At 70.4% G+C, this 21,383-nt stretch carries 20 protein-coding genes and 1 riboswitch; of the genes, 15 read left to right on the top strand and 5 right to left on the bottom strand.

The window, feature by feature from the left end; all coding sequences use genetic code 11:
• Positions 1–16 precede the first annotated feature (16 nt).
• A complete protein-coding gene (locus AC5WS8_RS14250) occupies positions 17–418 on the bottom strand; it encodes a response regulator (RefSeq protein ID WP_496103730.1) in 402 nt (133 codons plus the stop codon).
• A gap of 179 nt (positions 419–597) precedes the next feature.
• Between AC5WS8_RS14250 and ctaE the strand changes: the two genes are divergently transcribed.
• The 8 genes from ctaE to AC5WS8_RS14290 all read left to right on the top strand — a co-directional run bounded on the left by ctaE (position 598) and on the right by AC5WS8_RS14290 (position 8,411).
• On the top strand, positions 598–1,218 hold the full coding sequence (gene ctaE, locus AC5WS8_RS14255) for an aa3-type cytochrome oxidase subunit III (protein WP_468238903.1): 621 nt from the start codon (positions 598–600) through the stop codon (positions 1,216–1,218).
• A 65-nt stretch (positions 1,219–1,283) separates the two neighbouring features.
• Positions 1,284–2,096, top strand: a complete 813-nt coding sequence (qcrC, locus tag AC5WS8_RS14260; protein ID WP_496103731.1) for a cytochrome bc1 complex diheme cytochrome c subunit — start codon at positions 1,284–1,286, stop codon at positions 2,094–2,096.
• On the top strand, positions 2,093–3,148 hold the full coding sequence (gene qcrA, locus AC5WS8_RS14265) for a cytochrome bc1 complex Rieske iron-sulfur subunit (RefSeq protein ID WP_496103732.1): 1,056 nt from the start codon (positions 2,093–2,095) through the stop codon (positions 3,146–3,148). Before qcrC ends, qcrA begins: the two co-directional genes overlap by 4 nt.
• On the top strand, positions 3,145–4,782 hold the full coding sequence (gene qcrB / locus AC5WS8_RS14270; protein ID WP_496103733.1) for a cytochrome bc1 complex cytochrome b subunit: 1,638 nt from the start codon (positions 3,145–3,147) through the stop codon (positions 4,780–4,782). The genes qcrA and qcrB overlap by 4 nt, the downstream gene beginning before the upstream one ends.
• 137 nt (positions 4,783–4,919) lie before the next feature.
• Positions 4,920–5,984 (top strand): anthranilate phosphoribosyltransferase, encoded by a 1,065-nt coding sequence (gene trpD / locus AC5WS8_RS14275; protein ID WP_496103734.1) that lies wholly within the window; start codon positions 4,920–4,922, stop codon positions 5,982–5,984.
• 94 nt (positions 5,985–6,078) lie between these two features.
• Positions 6,079–6,435, top strand: a complete 357-nt coding sequence (locus AC5WS8_RS14280; protein ID WP_496103735.1) for a PRC-barrel domain-containing protein — start codon at positions 6,079–6,081, stop codon at positions 6,433–6,435.
• 27 nt (positions 6,436–6,462) lie between these two features.
• Positions 6,463–6,633, top strand: a complete 171-nt coding sequence (locus AC5WS8_RS14285) for a hypothetical protein (protein WP_496103736.1) — start codon at positions 6,463–6,465, stop codon at positions 6,631–6,633.
• Between the two features lie 80 nt (positions 6,634–6,713).
• Positions 6,714–6,830, top strand: a riboswitch (SAM riboswitch).
• Between the two features lie 204 nt (positions 6,831–7,034).
• Positions 7,035–8,411 carry an aminotransferase class V-fold PLP-dependent enzyme gene (locus tag AC5WS8_RS14290; protein ID WP_496103737.1) on the top strand — a complete coding sequence of 459 codons (1,377 nt, stop codon included), beginning with the start codon at positions 7,035–7,037 and terminating at the stop codon, positions 8,409–8,411.
• Positions 8,412–8,475: 64 nt separating this feature from the next.
• Here the strand turns inward: AC5WS8_RS14290 and AC5WS8_RS14295 are convergent, their stop codons facing one another.
• Both AC5WS8_RS14295 and AC5WS8_RS14300 read right to left on the bottom strand, forming a co-directional pair.
• A complete protein-coding gene (locus AC5WS8_RS14295; protein ID WP_496103738.1) occupies positions 8,476–8,757 on the bottom strand; it encodes an Lrp/AsnC family transcriptional regulator in 282 nt (93 codons plus the stop codon).
• Positions 8,754–9,485, bottom strand: a complete 732-nt coding sequence (locus tag AC5WS8_RS14300) for a rhomboid family intramembrane serine protease (RefSeq protein WP_496103739.1) — start codon at positions 9,483–9,485, stop codon at positions 8,754–8,756. The genes AC5WS8_RS14295 and AC5WS8_RS14300 overlap by 4 nt, the downstream gene beginning before the upstream one ends.
• A gap of 157 nt (positions 9,486–9,642) precedes the next feature.
• Here AC5WS8_RS14300 and AC5WS8_RS14305 point away from each other — a divergent pair, with 157 nt between their 5' ends.
• The 5 genes from AC5WS8_RS14305 (at position 9,643) to AC5WS8_RS14325 (ending at position 15,022) form a co-directional block, all read left to right on the top strand.
• Positions 9,643–9,882, top strand: a complete 240-nt coding sequence (locus AC5WS8_RS14305) for a hypothetical protein (RefSeq protein WP_496103740.1) — start codon at positions 9,643–9,645, stop codon at positions 9,880–9,882.
• A 34-nt stretch (positions 9,883–9,916) separates the two neighbouring features.
• Positions 9,917–11,266: an NYN domain-containing protein gene (locus AC5WS8_RS14310; RefSeq protein WP_496103741.1), complete on the top strand. Its 1,350-nt coding sequence runs from the start codon at positions 9,917–9,919 to the stop codon at positions 11,264–11,266.
• Positions 11,267–11,504: 238 nt separating this feature from the next.
• Positions 11,505–12,536 carry a C40 family peptidase gene (locus tag AC5WS8_RS14315; protein WP_496103742.1) on the top strand — a complete coding sequence of 344 codons (1,032 nt, stop codon included), beginning with the start codon at positions 11,505–11,507 and terminating at the stop codon, positions 12,534–12,536.
• Between the two features lie 217 nt (positions 12,537–12,753).
• Entirely contained in the window at positions 12,754–13,797 is a 1,044-nt protein-coding gene (locus tag AC5WS8_RS14320) for a C40 family peptidase (protein ID WP_496103743.1), read from the top strand.
• 31 nt (positions 13,798–13,828) lie between these two features.
• Positions 13,829–15,022: a hypothetical protein gene (locus AC5WS8_RS14325; RefSeq protein WP_496103744.1), complete on the top strand. Its 1,194-nt coding sequence runs from the start codon at positions 13,829–13,831 to the stop codon at positions 15,020–15,022.
• A 258-nt stretch (positions 15,023–15,280) separates the two neighbouring features.
• Here AC5WS8_RS14325 and AC5WS8_RS14330 read toward each other — a convergent pair whose 3' ends face one another.
• Complete coding sequence (locus tag AC5WS8_RS14330; protein ID WP_496103745.1) at positions 15,281–16,507, bottom strand: glycosyltransferase 87 family protein; 1,227 nt, start codon at positions 16,505–16,507, stop codon at positions 15,281–15,283.
• Between the two features lie 147 nt (positions 16,508–16,654).
• On the opposite strand from AC5WS8_RS14330, the gene AC5WS8_RS14335 reads away from it, so the two are divergent.
• The gene (locus tag AC5WS8_RS14335; protein ID WP_496103746.1) at positions 16,655–17,797 is read left to right on the top strand and encodes a glycosyltransferase family 4 protein; all 1,143 of its coding nucleotides are present in this window, start codon (positions 16,655–16,657) and stop codon (positions 17,795–17,797) included.
• Between the two features lie 140 nt (positions 17,798–17,937).
• On the top strand, positions 17,938–19,560 hold the full coding sequence (locus AC5WS8_RS14340; RefSeq protein ID WP_496103747.1) for a GMC oxidoreductase: 1,623 nt from the start codon (positions 17,938–17,940) through the stop codon (positions 19,558–19,560).
• Positions 19,561–19,583: 23 nt separating this feature from the next.
• Here AC5WS8_RS14340 and AC5WS8_RS14345 read toward each other — a convergent pair whose 3' ends face one another.
• Positions 19,584–21,380: an AMP-dependent synthetase/ligase gene (locus tag AC5WS8_RS14345; RefSeq protein ID WP_496103748.1), complete on the bottom strand. Its 1,797-nt coding sequence runs from the start codon at positions 21,378–21,380 to the stop codon at positions 19,584–19,586.
• Between the last annotated feature and the right edge of the window lie 3 nt (positions 21,381–21,383).

Raw genomic sequence — 21,383 nt, forward strand, 5'->3', positions numbered from 1 at the left:
GCGGCGGGCGCCCCTCTCAGGCGCTCAGAAGGGCCTTGCGTCGCAGCAGGGAAGCCAGGGCAGAGGCGAACTCCACCGGTTCGACCGGCAGCGCCACCGCCGCGTCCGCGCGACTCCACGTCGCCAGCCACGCATCCTGGGGCCGGGCGATCAGCAACAGAACCGGCGGGCAGTCGAAGATCTCGTCCTTGATCTGCCGGCACACGCCCATCCCGCCCATGGGCACCGCCTCGCCGTCCAGCACGCACACGTCGATGCCGCCCTTGTCCAGTTCCCTGAGCACGGCTCCCGGCGTGGCGCACTCCACGAACTCCACCTCGGGAACGTCCGGAGCCGGCCGGCGCCCGGTCGCGAGCCGCACCTGGGCGCGGGTGTTGGAGTCGTCGCTGTAGACCAGCACCGTGGCGGTCGGCTGCATGCTTCCCTCCGGGACGTCGTCGTCGTACGGAACGGACCATCGGTGCGGATGCTACCCCCTGGAACACGGGGTGGACACCGGCGCGCAGCCGTCTTCGGTGCGCCATCCGGGCACTACAGACGGTACGGACACTCCGAACGGCACCCCCCGGAGTGAGGGCGAGATAAGCGACCGACATAATGTCGGTCGTGGCGACAGCAACGACAGTAGAAACCGGGCACGCGCACCCGTCGGTCAACCGGCCGAACCTCACCAGCGTCGGAACCATCATCTGGCTGAGTTCCGAGCTGATGTTCTTCGCGGCCCTCTTCGCGATGTACTTCACCCTGCGATCGGTGACCGGGCCGGCTCACTGGAAGGAGATGGCGAGTTCCCTCAATGTGCCCTTCTCCTCCGTGAACACCACGGTCCTGGTGCTCTCCTCCCTCACCTGCCAGCTCGGCGTCTTCGCCGCCGAACGCGGTGACGTGAAGAAGCTCCGGGGCTGGTTCATCGTCACCTTCATCATGGGTGCGATCTTCATCGGCGGACAGATCTTCGAGTACACCGAGCTGGTGAAGAAGGACGGTCTCTCGCTGTCCTCCGACCCGTACGGCTCGGTGTTCTACCTGACCACCGGCTTCCACGGCCTGCACGTGACGGGTGGTCTCATCGCATTCCTGCTGGTGCTCGGCCGCACCTACGCGGCCAAGAGGTTCACCCACGAGCAGGCGACCGCCGCCATCGTCGTGTCCTACTACTGGCACTTCGTCGATGTCGTCTGGATCGGCCTCTTCGCCACGATCTACCTGATCAAGTAGTCGGCGACCGTCCGATCCGATTCCCAGAAGCATCGACGCAGAAGATCCTGACACCGGGGTAATCCGTGAAAAAGCTCTCCGTACGACGACGCCATCCGCTGGCGGCTGTCGTCGTCCTACTTCTCGCGCTGGCGGCCACCGGGGGGCTGTACGCAGCGTTCGCACCCGCGACCCCTGCGCAGGCCGATACGACCGCCCAGTCCCTCGCCATCGACGAGGGCAAGAAGCTCTTCGAGGTCGGTTGCGCCAGCTGCCACGGCACCAGCGGTCAGGGCAGCTCCGACGGCCCGAGCCTGGTGGGTGTGGGCGCCGCGGCCGTGGACTTCCAGGTCGGCACCGGTCGCATGCCCGCCGCGACCTCGCAGGGCGCCCAGGTGCCCGCGAAGAAGCAGGTCTACAACCAGACCCAGATCGACCAGCTCGCGGCGTTCGTCGCCTCGCTCGGCGCCGGCCCGGCGATCCCGACGAAGAACGACTACAGCCCAGAGGGTGCCGACATCGCCAAGGGCGGTGAGCTGTTCCGCACCAACTGCGCGCAGTGCCACAACTTCACCGGGCAGGGTGGTGCGCTGACGCACGGCAAGTACGCGCCGAACCTCGGCGGCGTCGCCCCGAAGCACATCTACGAGGCCATGCTGACCGGCCCGCAGAACATGCCGTCCTTCCCGGACACCACGCTGTCGCAGCAGAACAAGAAGGACATCATCGCGTACCTCAAGACGGTCAACGGTGACCAGAGCGTGAACCCTGGTGGCCTCACCCTGGGTGGCCTCGGCCCGGTCCCCGAGGGCCTGTTCGCCTGGATCTTCGGCCTCGGCGCGCTGATCGTCGTCGCCGTATGGGTCGCCGCCCGGACCGCAAAGGCCAAGAAGTCATGAGCCACGACATTCCCGAAGAAAACCTGCCCGCTGAGCAGGACACCGAGCCCGGCGCGGTAGCCGTCGCGGACGAGGAGAACCCGTTCGCCGATCCGGGTCTGCCTCCCCACGAGCCCCGCATCCAGGACATCGACGAGCGGGCCGCCAAGCGCTCCGAGCGCACGGTCGCCATGCTGTTCACCGTGTCGATGCTGGCCACCATCGCTTTCCTGGTCTCGTACATCGTGATCCCGGAGAGCAAGATCGTCTACGTGTTCCCGATCGGTCACACGCGGGCGATGAACTTGGCGCTGGGCCTGACGCTGGGCGTCGCGCTGTTCACCATCGGCGCGGGCGCGGTCCACTGGGCCCGCACCCTGATGTCCGATGTGGAGGTCGCCGACGAGCGTCACCCGGTCGAGGCGTCCCCCGAGGTCAAGGCCAAGGTCATGACCGACTTCCGGCAGGGCGCCAAGGAGTCCGCGATCGGCCGCCGCAAGCTGATCCGCACCACGATGCTCGGCGCACTCGCCATGTTCCCGCTCTCCGGCCTCTTCCTGCTGCGCGACCTCGGTCCGCTGCCCGGGACGAAGCTGCGCCACACCATGTGGTCCAAGGGCAAGCTCCTCGTCAACATGAACACGAACCAGCCGCTGCGTCCCTCGGACGTCCAGGTCGGTTCGCTCACCTTCGCCAAGCCCGAGGGCTTGGAGGAGACCGACGAGGACTTCCAGGTCCAGATCGCCAAGGCGGCCCTGATGATCGTCCGGCTGCAGCCGGAGAACATCAAGGACAAGCAGGAACTCGCGTGGTCCCACGAGGGCATCGTGGCGTACTCGAAGATCTGCACCCACGTCGGTTGCCCCATCTCCCTGTACGAGCAGCAGACGCACCACGTCCTCTGCCCGTGCCACCAGTCCACTTTCGACCTCTCCGACGGTGCCCGGGTCATCTTCGGCCCGGCCGGTCACCCGCTTCCGCAGCTGCGCATCGGCGTCAACGCGGACGGTTACCTCGAGGCGCTCGGCGACTTCGCACAGCCCGTCGGCCCTGCATTCTGGGAGCGCGGATGAGCACTACACCGAGCAACGGGTCCGCAGCGCGCGGACGGGCACCGGCCGGCGAGCGTGTCGCCGACTGGGCCGACGGACGCCTGGGCATCTACACCCTGGCCAAGTCGAACATGCGCAAGATCTTCCCCGACCACTGGTCGTTCATGTTGGGCGAGGTCTGCCTCTACAGCTTCCTCATCCTCATCCTCACGGGTGTCTACCTGACCCTGTTCTTCCACCCGTCGATGAACGAGGTGGTGTACCACGGCAGTTACGTGCCGCTGCAGGGCCAGATGATGAGCGAGGCGTTCAACTCGACGCTGCACATCAGCTTCGACGTCCGTGGCGGTCTGCTGGTCCGGCAGATCCACCACTGGGCGGCGCTGGTCTTCCTCGCCGGCATGTTCGTGCACATGATGCGCGTGTTCTTCACCGGCGCGTTCCGCAAGCCCCGTGAGATCAACTGGCTGTTCGGCTTCCTGCTGTTCGTCCTCGGCATGTTCACCGGCTTCACCGGTTACTCGCTCCCGGACGACCTGCTCTCCGGCACCGGTGTCCGCTTCATGGAGGGCGCGATCCTCTCCGTGCCGGTCGTCGGCACGTACCTGTCGTTCTTCCTCTTCGGCGGGCAGTTCCCGGGCGGCGACTTCGTGGCCCGGTTCTACTCGATCCACATCCTGCTGCTTCCGGGCATCATGCTCGGCCTGGTGGTCGGCCACCTGATCCTGGTCATCTACCACAAGCACACGCAGTTCGCGGGTCCCGGCAAGACGAACAACAACGTCGTCGGCATGCCGCTGCTGCCGGTGTACATGGCCAAGGCCGGCGGCTTCTTCTTCCTGGTCTTCGGCGTCATCGCCGCCGTCTCGGCGATCGCCCAGATCAACCCGATCTGGGCGATGGGTCCCTACCGGCCGGACCAGGTGTCCACGGGCGCCCAGCCCGACTGGTACATGGGCTTCTCCGAGGGCCTGATCCGTGTGATGCCGGGCTGGGAGATCAGCTTCTGGGGCCACACGCTCGTCCTGGGCGTGTTCATCCCGCTCATGGTCTTCCCGCTGGTCCTGGTCGCGATCGCGGTGTACCCGTTCATCGAGTCCTGGGTCACCGGCGACAAGCGCGAGCACCACATCCTGGACCGTCCGCGCAACGCCCCCACCCGTACGGGCTTCGGCGCCGCGTGGATCTCGTGGTACTTCGTGCTGCTGCTGGGCGGTGGCAACGACATCTGGGCCACGCACTTCCACCTGTCGATCAACGCGATCACCTGGTTCGTCCGCGTCGCCTTCTTCGTGGTGCCGGTCGTCGTGTTCCTCGTCACCAAGCGCATCTGCCTCGGTCTGCAGCGCCGCGACCGCGACAAGGTGCTGCACGGCCGCGAGTCGGGCATCATCAAGCGGCTGCCGCACGGTGAGTTCATCGAGGTCCACGAGCCGCTCAGCCAGGAGCAGCTGCACACGCTCACCGCGCACGAGCAGTACAGGCCGGTCGAGCTCGGCCCCACGGTCGACGAGAACGGCGTCGAGCGGAAGATCAAGGGCTCGCAGAAGTTCCGCGCCAAGCTGAGCAAGGCCTACTACGGCGATGACAACCAGATCGCCAAGCCCACGGTCGAGGAGTACAAGGAGATCACGAGCGGCCACGGCCACCACTGATCGCTGCACGCCACGCCACAGTCGAAGGGCCCCGTCCGATGTCCGGACGGGGCCCTTCGCCATGCCCCCGGCTGGATAGGGTGGACCCGTTCGAGACTCGCGTCCCGTAGTCCGGGACACCCACCCAGGAGCGGCTTATGAGCGCTGTGACACCCGCTGGAGGCGACACCGCGGCGGGCCGTTCCTGGCCCGAGGTACTGAACGCCCTGCTGGAGGGGCGCGACCAGAGTGCCGACGCGACGGCGTGGGCGATGGACCGCATCATGCGCGGCGAGGCGACCGACGCGCAGATCGCCGGGTTCGTGGTGGCGCTGCGCGCCAAGGGCGAGACGGTCGAGGAGATCACCGGTGTGGTCCGGGCGATGTACGAGCACGCCAACGTGATCGAGGTGTCGGGTCCCACGGTCGACATCGTCGGCACGGGCGGTGACGGCGCGAAGACGGTGAACATCTCCACGATGTCGGCGCTCGTGGTGGCCGGCACGGGAGCGAAGGTCGTCAAGCACGGGAACCGCGCGGCCTCGTCCGCGTCGGGCTCGTCGGACGTCCTGGAGAAACTGGGCGTCAACCTCGACCTGACACCCCAGCGGGTGGCCGAGGTCGCCGAGGAGGCGGGCATCACCTTCTGTTTCGCGGTGAAGTTCCACCCCGCGCTGCGCCATGTCGCCGCCGCGCGCGGTCAGCTGGGCATCCGGACGGTCTTCAACGCGCTCGGCCCGCTCACCAACCCGGCGAAGGTCAGGGCCCAGGCGGTCGGCGTCGCGGATCCGCGCCTGGCGCCGATGATCGCGGGTGTGCTCGCCGAGCGCGGCAACTCGTCCCTGGTGTTCCGCGGCGACGACGGCCTCGACGAGCTGACGACGACGGCCACCTCCCACGTCTGGGTCGTCCGCGACGGCAAGGTCACCGAGGAGACCTTCGACCCGCGGGACGTCGGCATCGAGCTGGTGCCGGTGGAGGCCCTGAGGGGCGGCGATCCGTCCCACAACGCCGAGGTCGCCCGCCGCCTCCTCGGCGGGGAGACGGGCCCGGTGAGGGACGCGGTCCTGCTCAACTCGGCGGCCGCACTGGTCGCCCTGGAGCCGGGCGACGGCCCGCTGGCGGACCGGCTCCGCACCGGCATGGACAAGGCCGCCGCGTCCATCGACTCGGGAGCGGCCAAGCAGGCCCTGGAGCGATGGGTGGCGGCCAGCAACGTCTGACGCCGTGCGCGCCCGCGGAAAAGACCAGGTCAGGCTGGCCGGAGTAAAGTGAGACAGGTGGCAGCTCTCCCCGCGGGCCGCAAGGAGGCTGGGCATGATCCATTCAGCCGATATCCGCGAGTGGCGCAACCAGGACGTGATCGACACCAAGGGCCGCAGGATCGGGTCCCTCGAGGCGGTCTATGTCGACACCACCACCGACACACCGGCCATGGCCACCGTCCGCACCGGGATTCCGACCCGGCAGAGGCTCGTCTTCGTCCCCCTCGACGAGGCGACCGTGGGCCCCGGGTACGTCCAGGTGGCGCACTCCAAAGGGCAGGTGCGCAAGGCGCCGTCCATCGGCCTGGACGACGTCCTGCCGGTCGAGCGGGAAGAGGAGATCTTCAAACACTATGACAGGGCCTATGAGCCCGGTGCCGACCGCGGACGCCGCCTGGCGCGCCGCTGATCTGCCGGGCCGGAGGGAGTGGTCACCATGGCGGTCTTCCTGTTCCTGATCCTCGCGGCGGTCGCCCTGGGCATCATCGGCGTGGTCGCGAAGGGGCTGTTCTACCTGCTGGTCATCGGGATCGTGGTGTTCCTGGCGAGCCTCGTGGGGTTCGGCATGCGCTGGGGGCGGCGTTCGGGCCACCACCTGGTCCGCTGACCTCATCGGACGGGGTCCCCCGTCCCGGTATCCGGACAGAAGTTGCGGGTGGTCGATCACCTGCCGTAGTTTCCTGACCAGGTCATGAGCGACAGTCATTCGGCCCCGGCCGGCTGTCCGGCAACCCTCCGTCCGTGGCGGGGTGCCCCGGGTGAAGACCAGGTCGCAGGCAGCGAGGTCTGCGGCAAGCGCGGACCCCTCGCACGCTTTCGAAGGCGTGGGACCAGGGGTCCTGGTCGTTCGAGGGAGCCTTCCGTGAGCAAGCGAATGCGTTAGGGCCGCAGAGCCCCGCCTCCGCAACCCTTCCTTTCCTTTTCACCCTCCGTGCCGTGAACACCTCTGGCGCTCGTGCGTGAGCGCCTCGGCACCGGTGGGTCTCGCCTGCCCACGGGAGTGCACCCATGTCCGTCTCCACCCTTGCCGTCGACCCGTCCGTCTGCGCCCCGCTGCCCGTTCTGGGCCGCGATGTCACCGTCCCGCTCGTCACCGGCGGCGACGTCACCTACGCCGCCCTCGACTACGCGGCCAGCGCCCCGGCGCTGCAGCGGGTCTGGGACGACGTGGCGGCGTACGCCCCGTACTACGGCAGCGTGCACCGCGGTGCCGGATACCTCTCGCAGTTGTCCACCGACCTGTTCGAGAGCGCCCGCCGCACCGTCGCCGAGTTCCTCGACTGCCGCGACGGCGACCAGGTGGTCTTCACCCGCTCCACCACCGACTCGCTCAACCTGCTCGCCGCCGCCCTCCCGGCCGGCTGCCGGGTGTTCGTCTTCGAGACCGAGCACCACGCCTCGCTGCTGCCCTGGCGGGACGCCCAGGTCACCTACCTCGACGCCCCTCGCACCCCCCGCCAGGCCGTCGAGACCCTGGAGCGCGCCCTCGCCGACCGCACCGTGCCCGCCGAAGGGGGCCACGGCCCGGCCCTCGTCTGTGTCACCGGCGCCTCCAACGTCACCGGTGAACTGTGGCCCGTGCGCGAGCTGGCGGCGGCCGCCCACGCGCACGGCGCCCGTGTCGTCCTGGACGCCGCCCAGCTCGCCCCGCACCACCCGGTGTCCGTCAAGGACCTCGACGTGGACTGGGTCGCCCTCTCCGGCCACAAGCTCTACGCACCCTTCGGCTCCGGCGTCCTGGCCGGCCGCGCCGACTGGCTGCGGCAGGCGGAGCCGTACCTCGCGGGCGGCGGCGCCAGCCGCAAGGTCACGCGGCGCACGGACGGGGGAGTGGACGTGGAGTGGCACGACACGGCCGCCCGCCACGAGGCCGGCTCCCCGAACGTGATCGGCGCCTACGCCGTCGCCTCCGCCTGCAAGGCCCTCGCCGAGGCCGGCTTCGACACCCTGGTGGCCCGCGAGCAGCACCTGATCCGCAGGGTCAGGGAGGGCCTCGCCGAGGTTCCCCAGGTCAGGATCCTCTCCCTCTTCGGCGACGACGCCCCACGCGTCGGCGTGATCTCCTTCGTCGTCGACGGCTGGAACAGCTCCCACTTCGCCGCCGCGCTCTCCGCCGAGTACGGCATCGGCGTCCGCGACGGCCTGTTCTGCGCGCACCCCCTGCTGCGCACCCTGCTCGGCAGCGACCACCGGGCCCAGGGCGAGTGCGGCGCTCCCGAGGCCGCACCCGGCGAGAGGTCCCTCAACGCCGTCCGGGTGAGCTTCGGCGCCGGCACCCCCGACGAGCACGTGGAGCGCTTCGTCGACGCCGTGAAGGAACTGGTGAGCGACGGCGCGAAGTGGCGGTACCGCACGGAGAACGGCCGCTGCGTCCCGGCGGTCTGAAGCCCGCAGGGCCGGTGGGGCGGCGTCGGGCCCGGCCCGGATGAGCCCTGGCGGATCAGGCGGATCAGGAGTCCAGCCCGATCGCGAACGCCGCCTCCATGTCGTGCTGGGAGTACGTACGGAACGCCACGTGGGTGTCCGTCGCCTCGACCCCCGGGATCTTGCTGATCCGCCCGGGGATGACGTCCGCCAGATCCTCGTGCTCCTTCACCCGCACCATGGCGATCAGGTCGTACGTCCCCGTCACGGAGAAGACCTCACTGACCGAATCCAGCGCGGCGATCCGCTCCGCGATCTCGGGGATCCGGTCCACGCTGGTCTTGATGAGCACGATCGCGGTGATCACGGCTGCTGTTCTCCCTCGGGGGCCTCGGCTGGGGGTTTCACCCTACTCGTACGCACGTGGCGCACCCCCGCGTACAGGAACCCCAGCGAGAACCCCACCAGGTGCGCCAGATACGCCACCCCCGGCCCCTCGGCGGCACGGCCCGCGGCCATCCACTGCAGGGACACCCAGAACGGCAGCACCACCCAGGCCGGGAACCTCAGCGGCAGGAAGAACAGGAACGGAAAGAGACTGGTCACCCGCGCCCTGGGGAAGAGGAAGAGGAACGCACCCAGGACCGCGGAGATCGCCCCGGACGCTCCGACCAGCGTCTGTGCCGAGGTCGCGTTGGCCGCCGCGTACCCCAGCAGCGCCAGATAGCCGCAGCCCAGGTAGAACAGGGCGAACTCCACATGCCCCATCCGCTCCTCGGCCATGGCCCCGAAGACGTAGAGGAAGAGCATGTTCCCCAGCAGATGCACCCAGCTGCCGTGCACGAACAGCGCGGTCGCGGGCGTCAGCGCCGCCCGTGGCGCCCCGCCGAACAACTCCGCCGGCACCACCCCCCAGCGGGCGAAGTAGGCCCGCTGCGCGGCGAGCAGCGCGTCCCCGCTCCCGTAGGCCGGACTCAGTCCGGCGGCCGGTCCGGCGACGAAGAGAGCGCAGCACAGGACGATCAGCCCGTACGTCACCGGCGCCGACTGTCCGCGCAGCGCTCCCACGACCGCCCTGCTCCAGGTGCTGATCATGGCACAGAGCATGGCGTAAGCGGACCGATCGGCACAGAGTGCCTCGCCGCCGTGGAACGGGCGGGCGGCGGGTACTCGCCAGGCCGTAGGGTTACGAGCCACACGCTCCAGGGAAACTGGCGCATCACGGAGACTGGAAGAAGGAAGAGCAGCCACGATGACGGTTCCCCTGCCGACGGAGACGACCCGCTGGCGCTGCGCGCTCTGCGGAAACCTCACCCGTTTCGACGTGACCCGTTCCGCGAAGGTCGTCGAGTACGTGCACCTCGATCTGGCAGGGGAGCCGAAGGTCGAGGAGCGCGAGGTGGTCAGTGAGACCATCGAGTCGGTGCGGTGCCGCTGGTGCAACGCGGTCGACCAGGTGGAGCTCGTGGACAGGCCGGGCGCCGGCTCCTGAGGGAGGCGGCCCCGCTGGGCGTATGGGGTGAGGGATGGCTGAGACCACAGGCGGGGAGCCGGTCGACGGCACCGCTGAGGTGCTCGACCGTCCGCTGCCCGACGGTGTGCGCCGCCGGGTCGTGCAGATCGTGTCCGACGCCTTCGGCGGGCTGACCCTCGCCGAACTGCCCGCACAGCTGCGGCAGTACGCCCGGTTCACCCCGACCCGCCGCGCCAAGTTCGCCGGCAACGCCATGGCGGCGGCCGTGGAGACGGACGCGCTGTTCCGGCAGCGCGTCGCCGAGAAGCTCAGAGAGGCCCAGCCGCAGCTCACCGGTGCCCTGGACGCCGGCTCGCCACCCCCGGCCGCGGACCCGCTCGACGTGGCGGCCGCGGCCTACGTACTGCGCCCGGCGGGCTGGGTGAAACTGGTGGCCGCCGCCGGCGAGGAGGCCCAGCGCGCCGACGCCGAGCGCGCCGACGAGGAGAGCCGGGCCGAGCTGGAGCGGCTGCGCGCGGAGCTGGCGGCCGCGCGTGAACAGACCCGCGGCGAGACCGAGCGGCTGCGGGCGGAACTGGACGCGGCCCGCAAGGAAGCCGACTCGCTCCACCGCAAACTGCGCGCCGCCCTCAGCGACGTCCGGCGCGGCGAGGCCGCCCTGCGCAAGGTCCGGAGCGAGGTCGAGGCGGTGCGCGCCGAGGGCCAGGCCCAGGTCTCCGCCGCCGAGAGCGAGACCCGGCGGCTCAAGGCGCGCCTGGCCGAGGCGGAGGCCACCCTGGAGGCCACGCGCAGGGCGGCGCGCGAGGGGCGCAGCGTCGAGGACATGCGGGTACGTCTGTTGCTCGACACCCTGCTCGACGCGGCCCAGGGGCTGCGCCGCGAACTGGCGCTGCCCCCGGTCTCCGTACGCCCGGCGGAGACCGTGGACGCGGTCGAACCGGGACGAATGACACCGAAGGACATCGCCGCACGTGCGCTGTCCGAAAACGACCCCGCGATCCTCGACCAGTTGCTCGCACTGCCCCAGGTGCATCTGGTCGTCGACGGCTACAACGTCACCAAGACCGGCTATCCGCAGATGCCGCTGGAGAAGCAGCGACTGAGGCTCCTCGGTCAGCTCTCCCAACTCGCCGCGCAGACCGGCGCCGAGGTCACCTGTGTCTTCGACGGCGCCGAACTGGCCGCCCCGGTGCTGCTCGCGCCGCCGCGCGGAGTGCGGGTGCTGTTCTCCAAGCCGGGCGTCACCGCCGACGAGTTGATCCGTCAGCTGGTGCGTGCCGAGCCGCCGGGCCGTCCGGTGATCGTCGCTTCCACGGACCGTGAGGTGGCCGACGGGGTCGCGAGGGCGGGAGCGCGTCCGGTGGCCTCTGCCGTGCTCCTGAAGCGTCTCTCCCGTGGCTGAAATCGGCTGAAGGTCGCCTACGTCGCCAAGCGCAACGTACAGGGTCAATGCCTGAATTGAGAGAGTCGTCGCGCAACGTAGCGTCAGGGTCCTCTCACTTGCTGTGTGTCATGTGCAAAGAATGCCTTGCGTGACAGGATTTTTTGGTGTGAGGATTTGAACTCATCACGATGAGGTCACTAGGGTCTGGCCTCGAACCTCCAAGCGGGTGATCACTCAGAAGAAGGAGCTCGCTTCCGTGGCGTCCCACCGTCGACCCAAGCAGCCGAGCCGTGCACGTGTGACCGTGCTCACCACCGCAGCAGCCGCTGCTGTCGCGTTCAGTGCGCAGGCCGCCAATGCCGCCCCCAGTGCCAAGCCGAGCAAGGACGAGGTCAAGGCCAAGGTCGACGCGCTGTACCAGCAGGCCGAGCAGGCCACCGAGAAGTACGACGGGGCCAAGGAGAAGCAGGACAAGCTGGAGAAGGAGATCTCCACCCTGCAGGACAAGGTCGCCCGGGGCCAGGACGAGCTCAACCAGCTGCGCGACGGCATCGGCTCCATGGCCAGCGCCCAGTACCGCACCGGCAGCATCGACCCCTCCGTCCAGCTCTTCCTCTCCTCGAACCCGGACGACTTCCTCGACAAGGCGTCCACGCTCGACCAGTTGAGCAGCCAGCAGGTCGAGGCGCTGAAGAAGATCCAGGAGAAGCAGCGCGAGCTGGCCCAGGAGCGGCAGGAAGCCACCGACAAGCTGAAGGACCTCGCTGCCACCCGGACGGAACTGGGGAAGAAGAAGCAGGAAGTCCAGAGCAGGCTCGCCGCGGCGCAGAAGCTCCTCAACAGCCTCACCGCACAGCAGCGGGCGGCTCTCCAGGCCGAACAGGCCCGCGCCAGCCGGGACAGCGCGCGCACCGTCCTCGGCGGTTCCTCCGCCGCGGCCTCCAGCCGGGCCCTCGCGGCCTTCCAGGCCGGACAGACCAGGATCGGCGACCCCTACGTGTACGGCGCCACCGGGCCCAGCTCCTTCGACTGCTCGGGTTTCACCGGCTGGTCCTACGCCCAGGCCGGTATCTCCCTCCCGCGCACCTCGCAGGAGCAGGCCAACGTCGGCACCCGCATCTACAACGTCAACGACCTCAAGGTCGGCGACCTGGTCTTCTTCTACAACCTGGACCACGTCGGCATCTACGCGGGCAACGGCCAGGTGCTGCACGCCCCGCACACCGGTGCCACCGTGCGCTACGAGGCGATGAGCGACATGCCGTTCGATTTCGGCGTCCGGGTCTGACGCTTTCCTTCAGGCCGCCGCCCCACACCCCCCGAACGAGCGAATTCCAGCGGCCTCCGCTGACTCCACGCCCCGCCGATGACCTGCGTCAGCGGCGGGGCGTCGCTCTGTCGGCCGCTCGGCGTCTTTGGACCCGCGGTGATCATCCCGCTACTGTCTGCCGCGTTTCCCCCGCCGCCCGGCGGGTGGTTCGTCAGCGGAAGGAGAGCGACCGGTCGTGGGGTCCCATCGCCGCCTTGCACCATCCGGTATGCGCCAGGGCGCCGGCGCCGCGGAGTCCGGCCGAGCCCTGAGGAGGGCCGCCGCCGTACTGTCCGCCGCGGCGGCGGCCGCTGCGACGCTGGGCGCCGTGCCGGCCGACGCCGCGCCACGCGACACCCGGGCCACGGTGGACCGGCTGTACCAGGAGGCGGAGCAGGCCACCGAGGCCTACGACAAGGCAGCGGAACGCGTCGACGCGCTGCGCAGGGAGGTGGGCCGGGCACAGGACCGCGTCGCCCGGCAGCAGGACCGCGTCAACAGCATGCGGGACGCGCTGGGTGCGCTCGCCGGGGCCCAGTACCGCTCCGGCTCACTCGCCTCCTCCCTCGCGCTGCTGCTGTCGGACGACCCCGGTGAGTACCTCGACAAGGCGGCCGTGCTGGACCGGATCGGAGCCCGCCAGGCCGGGCAGCTGAAGGAACTCCAGGGTGCGCTGCGCCGGTTGGCCGGGGAGCGCGCGGTGGTGGCCGGTGAACTCGCGGAACTGGAGAAGAGCCGCGACGCGGTCGCGCAGCACAAGAAGGCCGTGGAGCGGAAACTCGTCGCGGCGCAGCGGCTGCTGAACTCCCTGCCGGACCAGGAGCGCACCGCCTACCAGCGGGCCTCCCGGGACGCCGGCGCGGTGCCCGCCCTCACCTCGGCCGTGGCGGGCGACTCCCGCGCGGCGGCAGCCGTCGCCGCGGCCCGCTCCGCGCTCGGCCGCCCGTATGTGTGGGGCGCCAACGGGCCGGGCGGCTTCGACTGTTCGGGCCTCATGCAGTGGGCGTACGCGCGAGCCGGTGTCGGGCTGCCGCGCACCTCGCAGGAACAGCGGTACGCCGGCCGCCGGGTGCCGCTGTCCCAGGCCCAGCCCGGGGACCTGGTGGTCTACCGCTCCGACGCCAGCCATGTGGCGATGTACGTCGGCAACGGCCAGGTCATCCACGCACCCCATCCGGGGGCGGCGGTGCGCTACGACCCGGTCGGCATGATGCCGATCGCCTCGGTCACCAGGCCCTGACCGCTGTGCGGGCGGCACGTACGATCGGACGGTGGCTGGTCGTGGACGTGCGTCGAGGGTCGTGGCGGGCTGTGTCCTGCTGCTGGCCGGACTCGTCGGCTGCGGCGCCGCCCCCGCCCCGAACGGGACGGCCGCCGTGCGGCAGGTGCTCGACCGGCGGGCGACGGCGGTCCTGGACGGTGACCGGCCCGCGTTCCTCGCGACCCAGACCGGCAGCGCCGGCGCCGCCGGGTTCGACAATCTGCGCACCGTCCCGCTGGCCGCCTGGTCGTACCGGCTCACCGCCCTGCACCTGACCGGTGACCGGGCCACCGCCGACGCCGAACTGCGCTACCGCGTCAGGGGGTACGACCGGGCACCGGTCACCGCCGCCCGCGCAGTGCGGCTGATCCGCACCGGCGGACGCTGGTACGTGACCTCCGACGAGCCCGCGCGGAAGGCCGCCCGGCAACTGTGGGACCAGGGCACGGTCGAGACGGTCACCGGCGCGCACAGCCTGGTCCTCGGAGTCGGGCAACCGCGGGACACGCTACGGGAGTACGCGCGCCTCGCGGACCGGGCGGTGCCCGCCGTCACCGGGGCGTGGGGGACCGGCTGGCCGGGCCGGGTCGTGGTGCTGGTGCCCAAGTCGCTGGAGGGCATGGCGGCGCTGCTCGGCGCTCCGGCGTCCCGGTACCGGGGGATAGCCGCGGTCACCACCGGTGAGGTGGGCGGGAGCGGGACGGCGCCCGCGGACCGGATCACCGTCAACCCGGACGCCTACGCCGTCCTGGGCGACTTCGGCAAACAGGTCGTGCTCACCCACGAGACCACCCATGTGGCCACCCGCCGCCACACCACGGCGGCCACACCCCTGTGGCTCTCCGAGGGGTACGCCGACTGGGTCGGCTATCGCGGCACCGGCCGGGCCCCCGCCCAGGTGGCCCCCGAACTCGCCCGCGCCGTCGGCCTCGGCCACACCCCGTCCGCGCTGCCGCAGGACTCCGGCTTCGCCTTCTCGGGGGACGCGGGGGAACTGGCGCAGGCCTACGAAAGCGGCTGGATGGCCTGCCGGATGATCGCCGGCCGCTGGGGCGAGGCCCGGCTCGACGCCTTCTACCGGGCGGTCGGCGACCACGCCGGGCGGGAAGGGGCGGTCGAGAACGGCCTCAGGACGGTGCTCGGCACGAGCCTGGAGAGGTTCACGCAGCAGTGGCGGGCGTATCTGAGGTCGCAACTGGGCTGATTCAGCGGAAGGTTCGGCCGGGCGTCGAGCGTGGAGTGCGGGTGGGGAGTCGGCCGGGCGTCGAGCGTGGAGTGCGGGTGGGGAGTCGGCCGGGCGTCGAGCGTGGATTGTGGGCCTGGAGTCGGCCCGGTGTTGACCCTGGCGCGTGGGTCGGTAGTCGGCCGGGCGTCGATCGTGGATTGTGGGCCTGGAGTCGGTTCGGCGTCGACCGTGGCGCGTGGGTCGGCAGTCGGTCCGGCGTCGACCGAGAGGCGCCGGTCAGGAGGGTGTGAGCGTCTCCTGGGTGCGGGCGGTCTGGGGCGGCACCGTCGGCGTCGGGCGGGAGACGGTGGTGCGCCACAGGGTCCTGGCCGCGATCAGCGTGGCCAGCAGCAGGAGGCCGTTGCGCGTGGCGAGGAGGGTGACGCCCAGCCGGTCGCTCGCGACGACGTTCGCGAAGTACACCGGGAACTCCAGGACCGTGGCGAGGCAGGCGGCCAGGACCAGTCCGGCGGGCAGGACCATGCGGTTGCCGGGGAAGCACAGGCAGACGGCCGCGAGCCCGACCAGCCACACCAGGTACTGCGGGCTGATCACCCGGCTCGTGAGCGTGAACAGCAGCACCCCCACGAAGGCGGCGTCCGCGAGCGCGTGCGGCGGCAGTCGGCGCACGCTCACCCGCCACAGCAGCAGCCAGCCGAACGCGATCACGGTCAGGAAGAGGGCCGCCGCGCTGACCCAGTCGACGTAGGGGCCGAGGAACTCCACCGAGCCGTAGTTGAGCATCACCCGGCCCGCCCAGCCGTGGTGCCGGGCCACATGGAACACCAGCGAACCCAGCGACTCGACCTCGGTCCCCCGGTCGCGCTGGGCGGTCAGGAAGGAGAAGGCGCCGGGGGTCGTCAGGGTGAACAGCAGGGCGAGCGCGCCCGCCGTCGCCGCTGCCGACATCCAGGCCCGGCGCCTGCCGGCGCCCGCCAGCAGCAGCACCGGCCACACCTTCACCAGCGCGCCGAACGCCGCGAGCGCTCCCATGAGACGCGGGCGGCGCATCCCGGCGAGCAGCGCGGCGACCGCCACGGCCGTCACCATCAGGTCGTAGCGGGCGTAGACCGTCGGGCCGAGCAGCGGAACCCCCGCCACCCACACCCAGGCGCCGCGCAGGGACTTGCCGCGCCTCAGGCCCGCGTACACCAGGAGACCGAACACCGCCAGGTCGGCGACGCAGGCGAGCACGAAGAACGCCTGCGCGTACGCAAGGAAGGGCAGCAGCCCGGGGGACAGGATCGCGAGCGCCGCGGCGGGCGGGTACTGCCAGGTGACGTCGCCCTGCGGGAACCTGCCGGTGCGCAGGGTGTCGTACCAGCCCTGGTAGATGACCGAGACGTCGCTGGTGACGTCCGGGCCGGGGAAGACCCACACCTTGAACACGAACAGCAGCAGGACCACTCTGGTGAGAGCCCACGCGGCGAGCAGCCAGACCGGAATGCGTCGTGTGCCCGCCATGTCCACCTTCAGTACCTGTCCTCACGTATCCGCTGCCACTGTCGCTGAGGGGCCATGATCTCGCGCCCAGCCGGGCGAGGGGCGGCAAACGCGGCCGTACGGCGCTGTGAGTACGGTCGCACGACCCGTTCGGTACTGTCGACGACGATGCACAGGACCCTCATCGTGACCAACGACTTTCCGCCGCGCCCCGGCGGCATCCAGGCGTTCCTGCACAACATGGCGCTGCGCCTGGACCCCGACCGGCTGGTCGTCTACGCCTCCACCTGGAAGCGCGGCCGGGAGGGCGCCGAGGCGACGGCCGCCTTCGACGCCGAGCAGCCCTTCACCGTCGTACGGGACCGGACGACGATGCTGCTGCCGACGCCGGCCGTGACCCGGCGGGCCGTGGGGCTGCTGCGGGAGCACGGCTGCACCTCGGTGTGGTTCGGGGCGGCGGCACCGCTCGGCCTGATGGCACCGGCGCTACGGCGTGCGGGAGCGCGGCGGTTGGTCGCCACCACACACGGCCACGAGGCGGGATGGGCCCAACTGCCCGCCGCACGGACCCTGTTGCGCCGCATAGGCGAGTCCACGGACACGATCACCTACCTCGGCGAGTACACCCGCTCCCGCATCGCCGCCGCGCTCACCCCCCAGGCGGCCGGACGGATGGTGCAGCTGCCGCCGGGCGTCGACGAGAAGACCTTCCACCCCGGCTCGGGCGGCGACGAGATCCGGGCCCGCCTGGGGCTCACGGACCGCCCGGTGGTGGTCTGCGTCTCCCGCCTGGTCCGGCGCAAGGGCCAGGACACCCTGATCCGTGCGCTGCCGCGCATCCTGGCCAGGGAGCCGGAGGCGGTGCTCCTGATCGTCGGAAGCGGTCCCTACGAGAGGGACCTGCGCAGGCTCGCCCACGAGAGGGGGGTCGCCGACGCCGTCCACTTCACCGGCGCCGTCCCGTGGTCGCAGCTGCCCGCGCACTACGGGGCGGGCGACGTCTTCGCGATGCCGTGCCGCACCCGCAGGGGCGGCCTGGACGTGGAGGGCCTCGGCATCGTCTACCTGGAGGCCTCCGCGACGGGCCTCCCGGTGGTCGCCGGCGACTCGGGGGGCGCCCCGGACGCGGTCCTGGACGGAGAGACGGGATGGGTGGTCCGGGGCGGCTCGGAGGAGGAGACGGCGGAGCGCGTCATCACCCTCCTGGGAGACCCTGAGCTGCGCCGCAGGATGGGGGAGCGCGGCAGGCAGTGGGTCGAGGAGAAGTGGCGCTGGGACCTGCTGGCGGAAAGACTCAGGGAACTTCTCTGAGGGAGGGTGCGTACGGATCGGGGCGCGGGGGACTGCGCGAGCAACCACAGACGATCCGCAGTCACCCTGCCGGAGAACACGGCACCCCGGAAGGCGCCCGGACCCTAGCCGGAACCCGAAAATCCGCCGATGCTGCGCCCATGACACAAAATCTGACGCGCCGTCAATTACTGGGCCTGACAGCCCTCCGAACGGCGGCCGCACTGGGCTTCACCCGCATCGACCTGCAGTCGGCGAACGCCGCAGAGCCCGACGCAGTCGAATCCGCCCCGGCGATCGTCGTCGGCTCCGGCTACGGCGGCGCCGTGGCCGCCCTCCGCCTCGGCCGGGCCGGCATCCGCACCCTCGTCCTGGAGATGGGCCGCCTGTGGGACACCCCCGGCCCCGACGGCACGGTGTTCTGCTCCACCCGTGACCCGGACCGCAGATCCATGTGGTTCCGCACCCGTACCGAGGCCCCGCTCGCCACCTTCCTCTGGCTGGACGTCGTCAACCGGGACATCAGTCCCTACCCCGGCGTCCTCGACCGCGTGCACTTCGACGAAATGTCCGTGTACGTGGGCCGCGGCGTCGGTGGCGGCTCCCTGGTCAACGGCGGCATGGCGGTCACACCCGTCCGGTCCTACTTCAGCGAGCAGTTCCCCACCGTCGACGCCGCCGAGATGTACGGCACGTACTTCCCGCGCGCCCGCTCCCTGCTCGGCGTCAACGCGATCGACCCCGCCTGGTTCGAGTCGACCGAGTGGTACCGGTTCGCCCGTACCTCCCGGAAGGCCGCCGCGAACACCGGCCTGAAGACCACCTTCGTGCCGAACGTCTACGACTTCGCCCACATGCAGCAGGAGGCGGCCGGCACCGCCACCCCGTCGGCACTGGCCGGTGAGGTCATCTACGGCAACAACCACGGCAAGCGCAGCCTCGACAAGACGTACCTCGCCGCCGCGCTCGGTACCGGCAACGTGGCCATCAACACCCTGGAGCGGGTCAGGGAGATCCGGGCAGCCGCCGACGGCACCTACGTACTGACCGCCGACCGGATCGATCTGTCCGGCGCAGTCGTCGAGACCAAGAGCTACGCGTGCACGTACCTGTTCCTCGGCGCCGGCAGCGTCGGCACCACCGAACTCCTTCTGCGCGCACGGGAGACGGGCGCCCTGCCCGCGCTCGACGCGAGTGTCGGCACCGGCTGGGGCACCAACGGCAACGTGATGCTCGGCCGCGCCAACCACGTCTGGGACACCGTCGGTGCCGACGAGTCCACCATCCCCGTGATGGGCATCGACGACTGGGCCAACGCCGACAATCCCGTCTTCGCCGAGATCGCCCCGCTGCCGATGGGCTTCGAGCACTGGATCAGCCTCTATCTGGCGATCACCAAGAACCCTCAGCGGGCCGCGTTCTCGTACGACCCCGCGACCGACGGCGTGAAACTCGGCTGGAGCGCCGCCCAGAGCGCCGTCTCCGTGAGCATGGCCAAGAAGCTCTTCGACCGGATCAACGCGGCCAACTCGACCATCTACCGGTACGACCTCTTCGGCTCGAGCAGCAAGGTCTTCGCCGACGACTTCACGTACCACCCGCTCGGGGGGTGCGTCCTCGGCGAGGCGACGGACGACTACGGCCGGGTGAAGGGCTACTCCAGGCTGTACGTCACCGACGGATCCCTCGTGCCCGGCAACCTCGGCGTCAACCCCTTCCTCACCATCACCGCGCTCGCGGAACGCACCATGGCGCGGGTCCTCGCCGAGGACACCGCGCCATGACGTGAGACGGGGAGAGAGCCCGACTACTTCCGGTACAGGGCCTCGATCTCCTCCGCGTAGTCCTTCGCCACCACGTTCCGCTTGAGCTTCAGGGACGGCGTGAGGTGGCCCGACTCCTCGGTGAACTGGGAGGAGAGAATGCGGAACTTCCGCACCGATTCCGCCTTCGACACCGCGGCGTTGCCGTCGTCGACCGCGTCCTGGATCGCGGCGAGCAGATCCGGGTCGTCACGCAGCGACGCCGCGGTGGAACCGGCCGGCTTGCCGTGCTCGGCCGCCCAGCGGGTGAGGAACTCCTCGTCGATCGTGATCAACGCCCCCACGAACGGCCGCCCGTCGCCCACCACCATGCACTCCGCGACCAGCGCGTGCGCCCGGATGCGGTCCTCGATCACGGCCGGGGCCACGTTCTTGCCGCCCGCGGTGACGATGATCTCCTTCTTGCGGCCGGTGATACGGAGGTAGCCGTCCTCGTCGAGGGTGCCGATGTCACCGGTGTGGAACCAGCCGTCGGCCAGTGCCTCCGCGGTCGCCGCCTCGTTGTTCCAGTAGCCCTTGAACAGGTGCTCGCCGTGCAGCAGCACCTCGCCGTCGTCCGCGATACGGATCACCGAGCCCGGCAGCGGCTGGCCGACCGTACCGATCTTCTGCCGGTCCCACGGGTTGAACGCCGTGGCCGCGCAGGACTCGGTCAGACCGTAGCCCTCCAGGACCGTGAAGCCGATGCCGCGGAAGAAGTGGCCCAGGCGCTCGCCCAGGGGAGCGCCGCCGGAGATGGCGTACTCGCCGCGGCCGCCCAGCACCGCGCGCAGCTTGCTGTAGACGAGCTTGTCGAACGCCTTGTGCTTGATCTTCAGACCGAGGGACGGACCGGACGGCGAGTCCAGCGCCTTGCTGTAGGCGATCGCCGTGTCCGCCGCCTTGTCGAAGACCTTCCCCTTGCCGTCCGCCTGGGCCTTGGCGCGCGCCGAGTTGTACACCTTCTCGAACACGCGCGGCACGCCGAGAATCAACGTCGGCCGGAACGCCGCCAGTTCGTCGGTCAGGTTCTTGATGTCCGGGACACAGCCCAGCTTGATCGGAGCCATCATCGGCGCGATCTGGACCAGACGCCCGAAGACGTGGGCGAGCGGCAGGAAGAGCAGGACCGAGCACTCGCCGGTACGGAACAGCGGGCGCAGCCGCTCCACGACGTTCCCGCACTCGGCGAAGAAGTTGCGGTGGGTCAGCACACAGCCCTTGGGGCGCCCGGTGGTGCCGCTGGTGTAGACGATGGTCGCCGGATCGTCGGCCTTGGCGAGGGAGCTGCGCTCCTCGACCGCCGTGTCGCTGACGTCCCGCCCGACGCGGCCCAGCTCCTCCACGGCCCCGGCCTCGATCTGCCAGACGTGCTTGAGGGCGGGCAGCTTCTCGCGCACCGCCTCGACGGCCGCGGCGTGTGTGTCCTGCTCCACGATGCAGGCGGTCGCGCCCGAGTCGCTGAGGATCCACTGCACCTGCTCCGGGGAGCTGGTCTCGTACACCGGCACGGTGACCCCGCCCGCGCTCCAGATCGCGAAGTCCAGCAGCGTCCACTCGTAGCGGGTCCGCGACATCAGGCCCACCCGGTCACCCGGCTGGACCCCGGAGGCGATCAGTCCCTTCGCCGCGGCCCGCACCTCGGCGAGGAAGGCGACCGCGGTGACGTCCTGCCAGGCGCCCGACACCTTGCGGGCGATGACGGCGACATCGGGATGCTGCGCGGCGTTTCTGCGGACGATGTCGGTCAGGTTGCCGTCCGCAGGGACCTCGTACAAAGCCGGAAGGCTGAACTCGCGCAAGAC

The sequence above is a fragment of the Streptomyces sp. PTL18 genome (assembly GCF_059510295.1).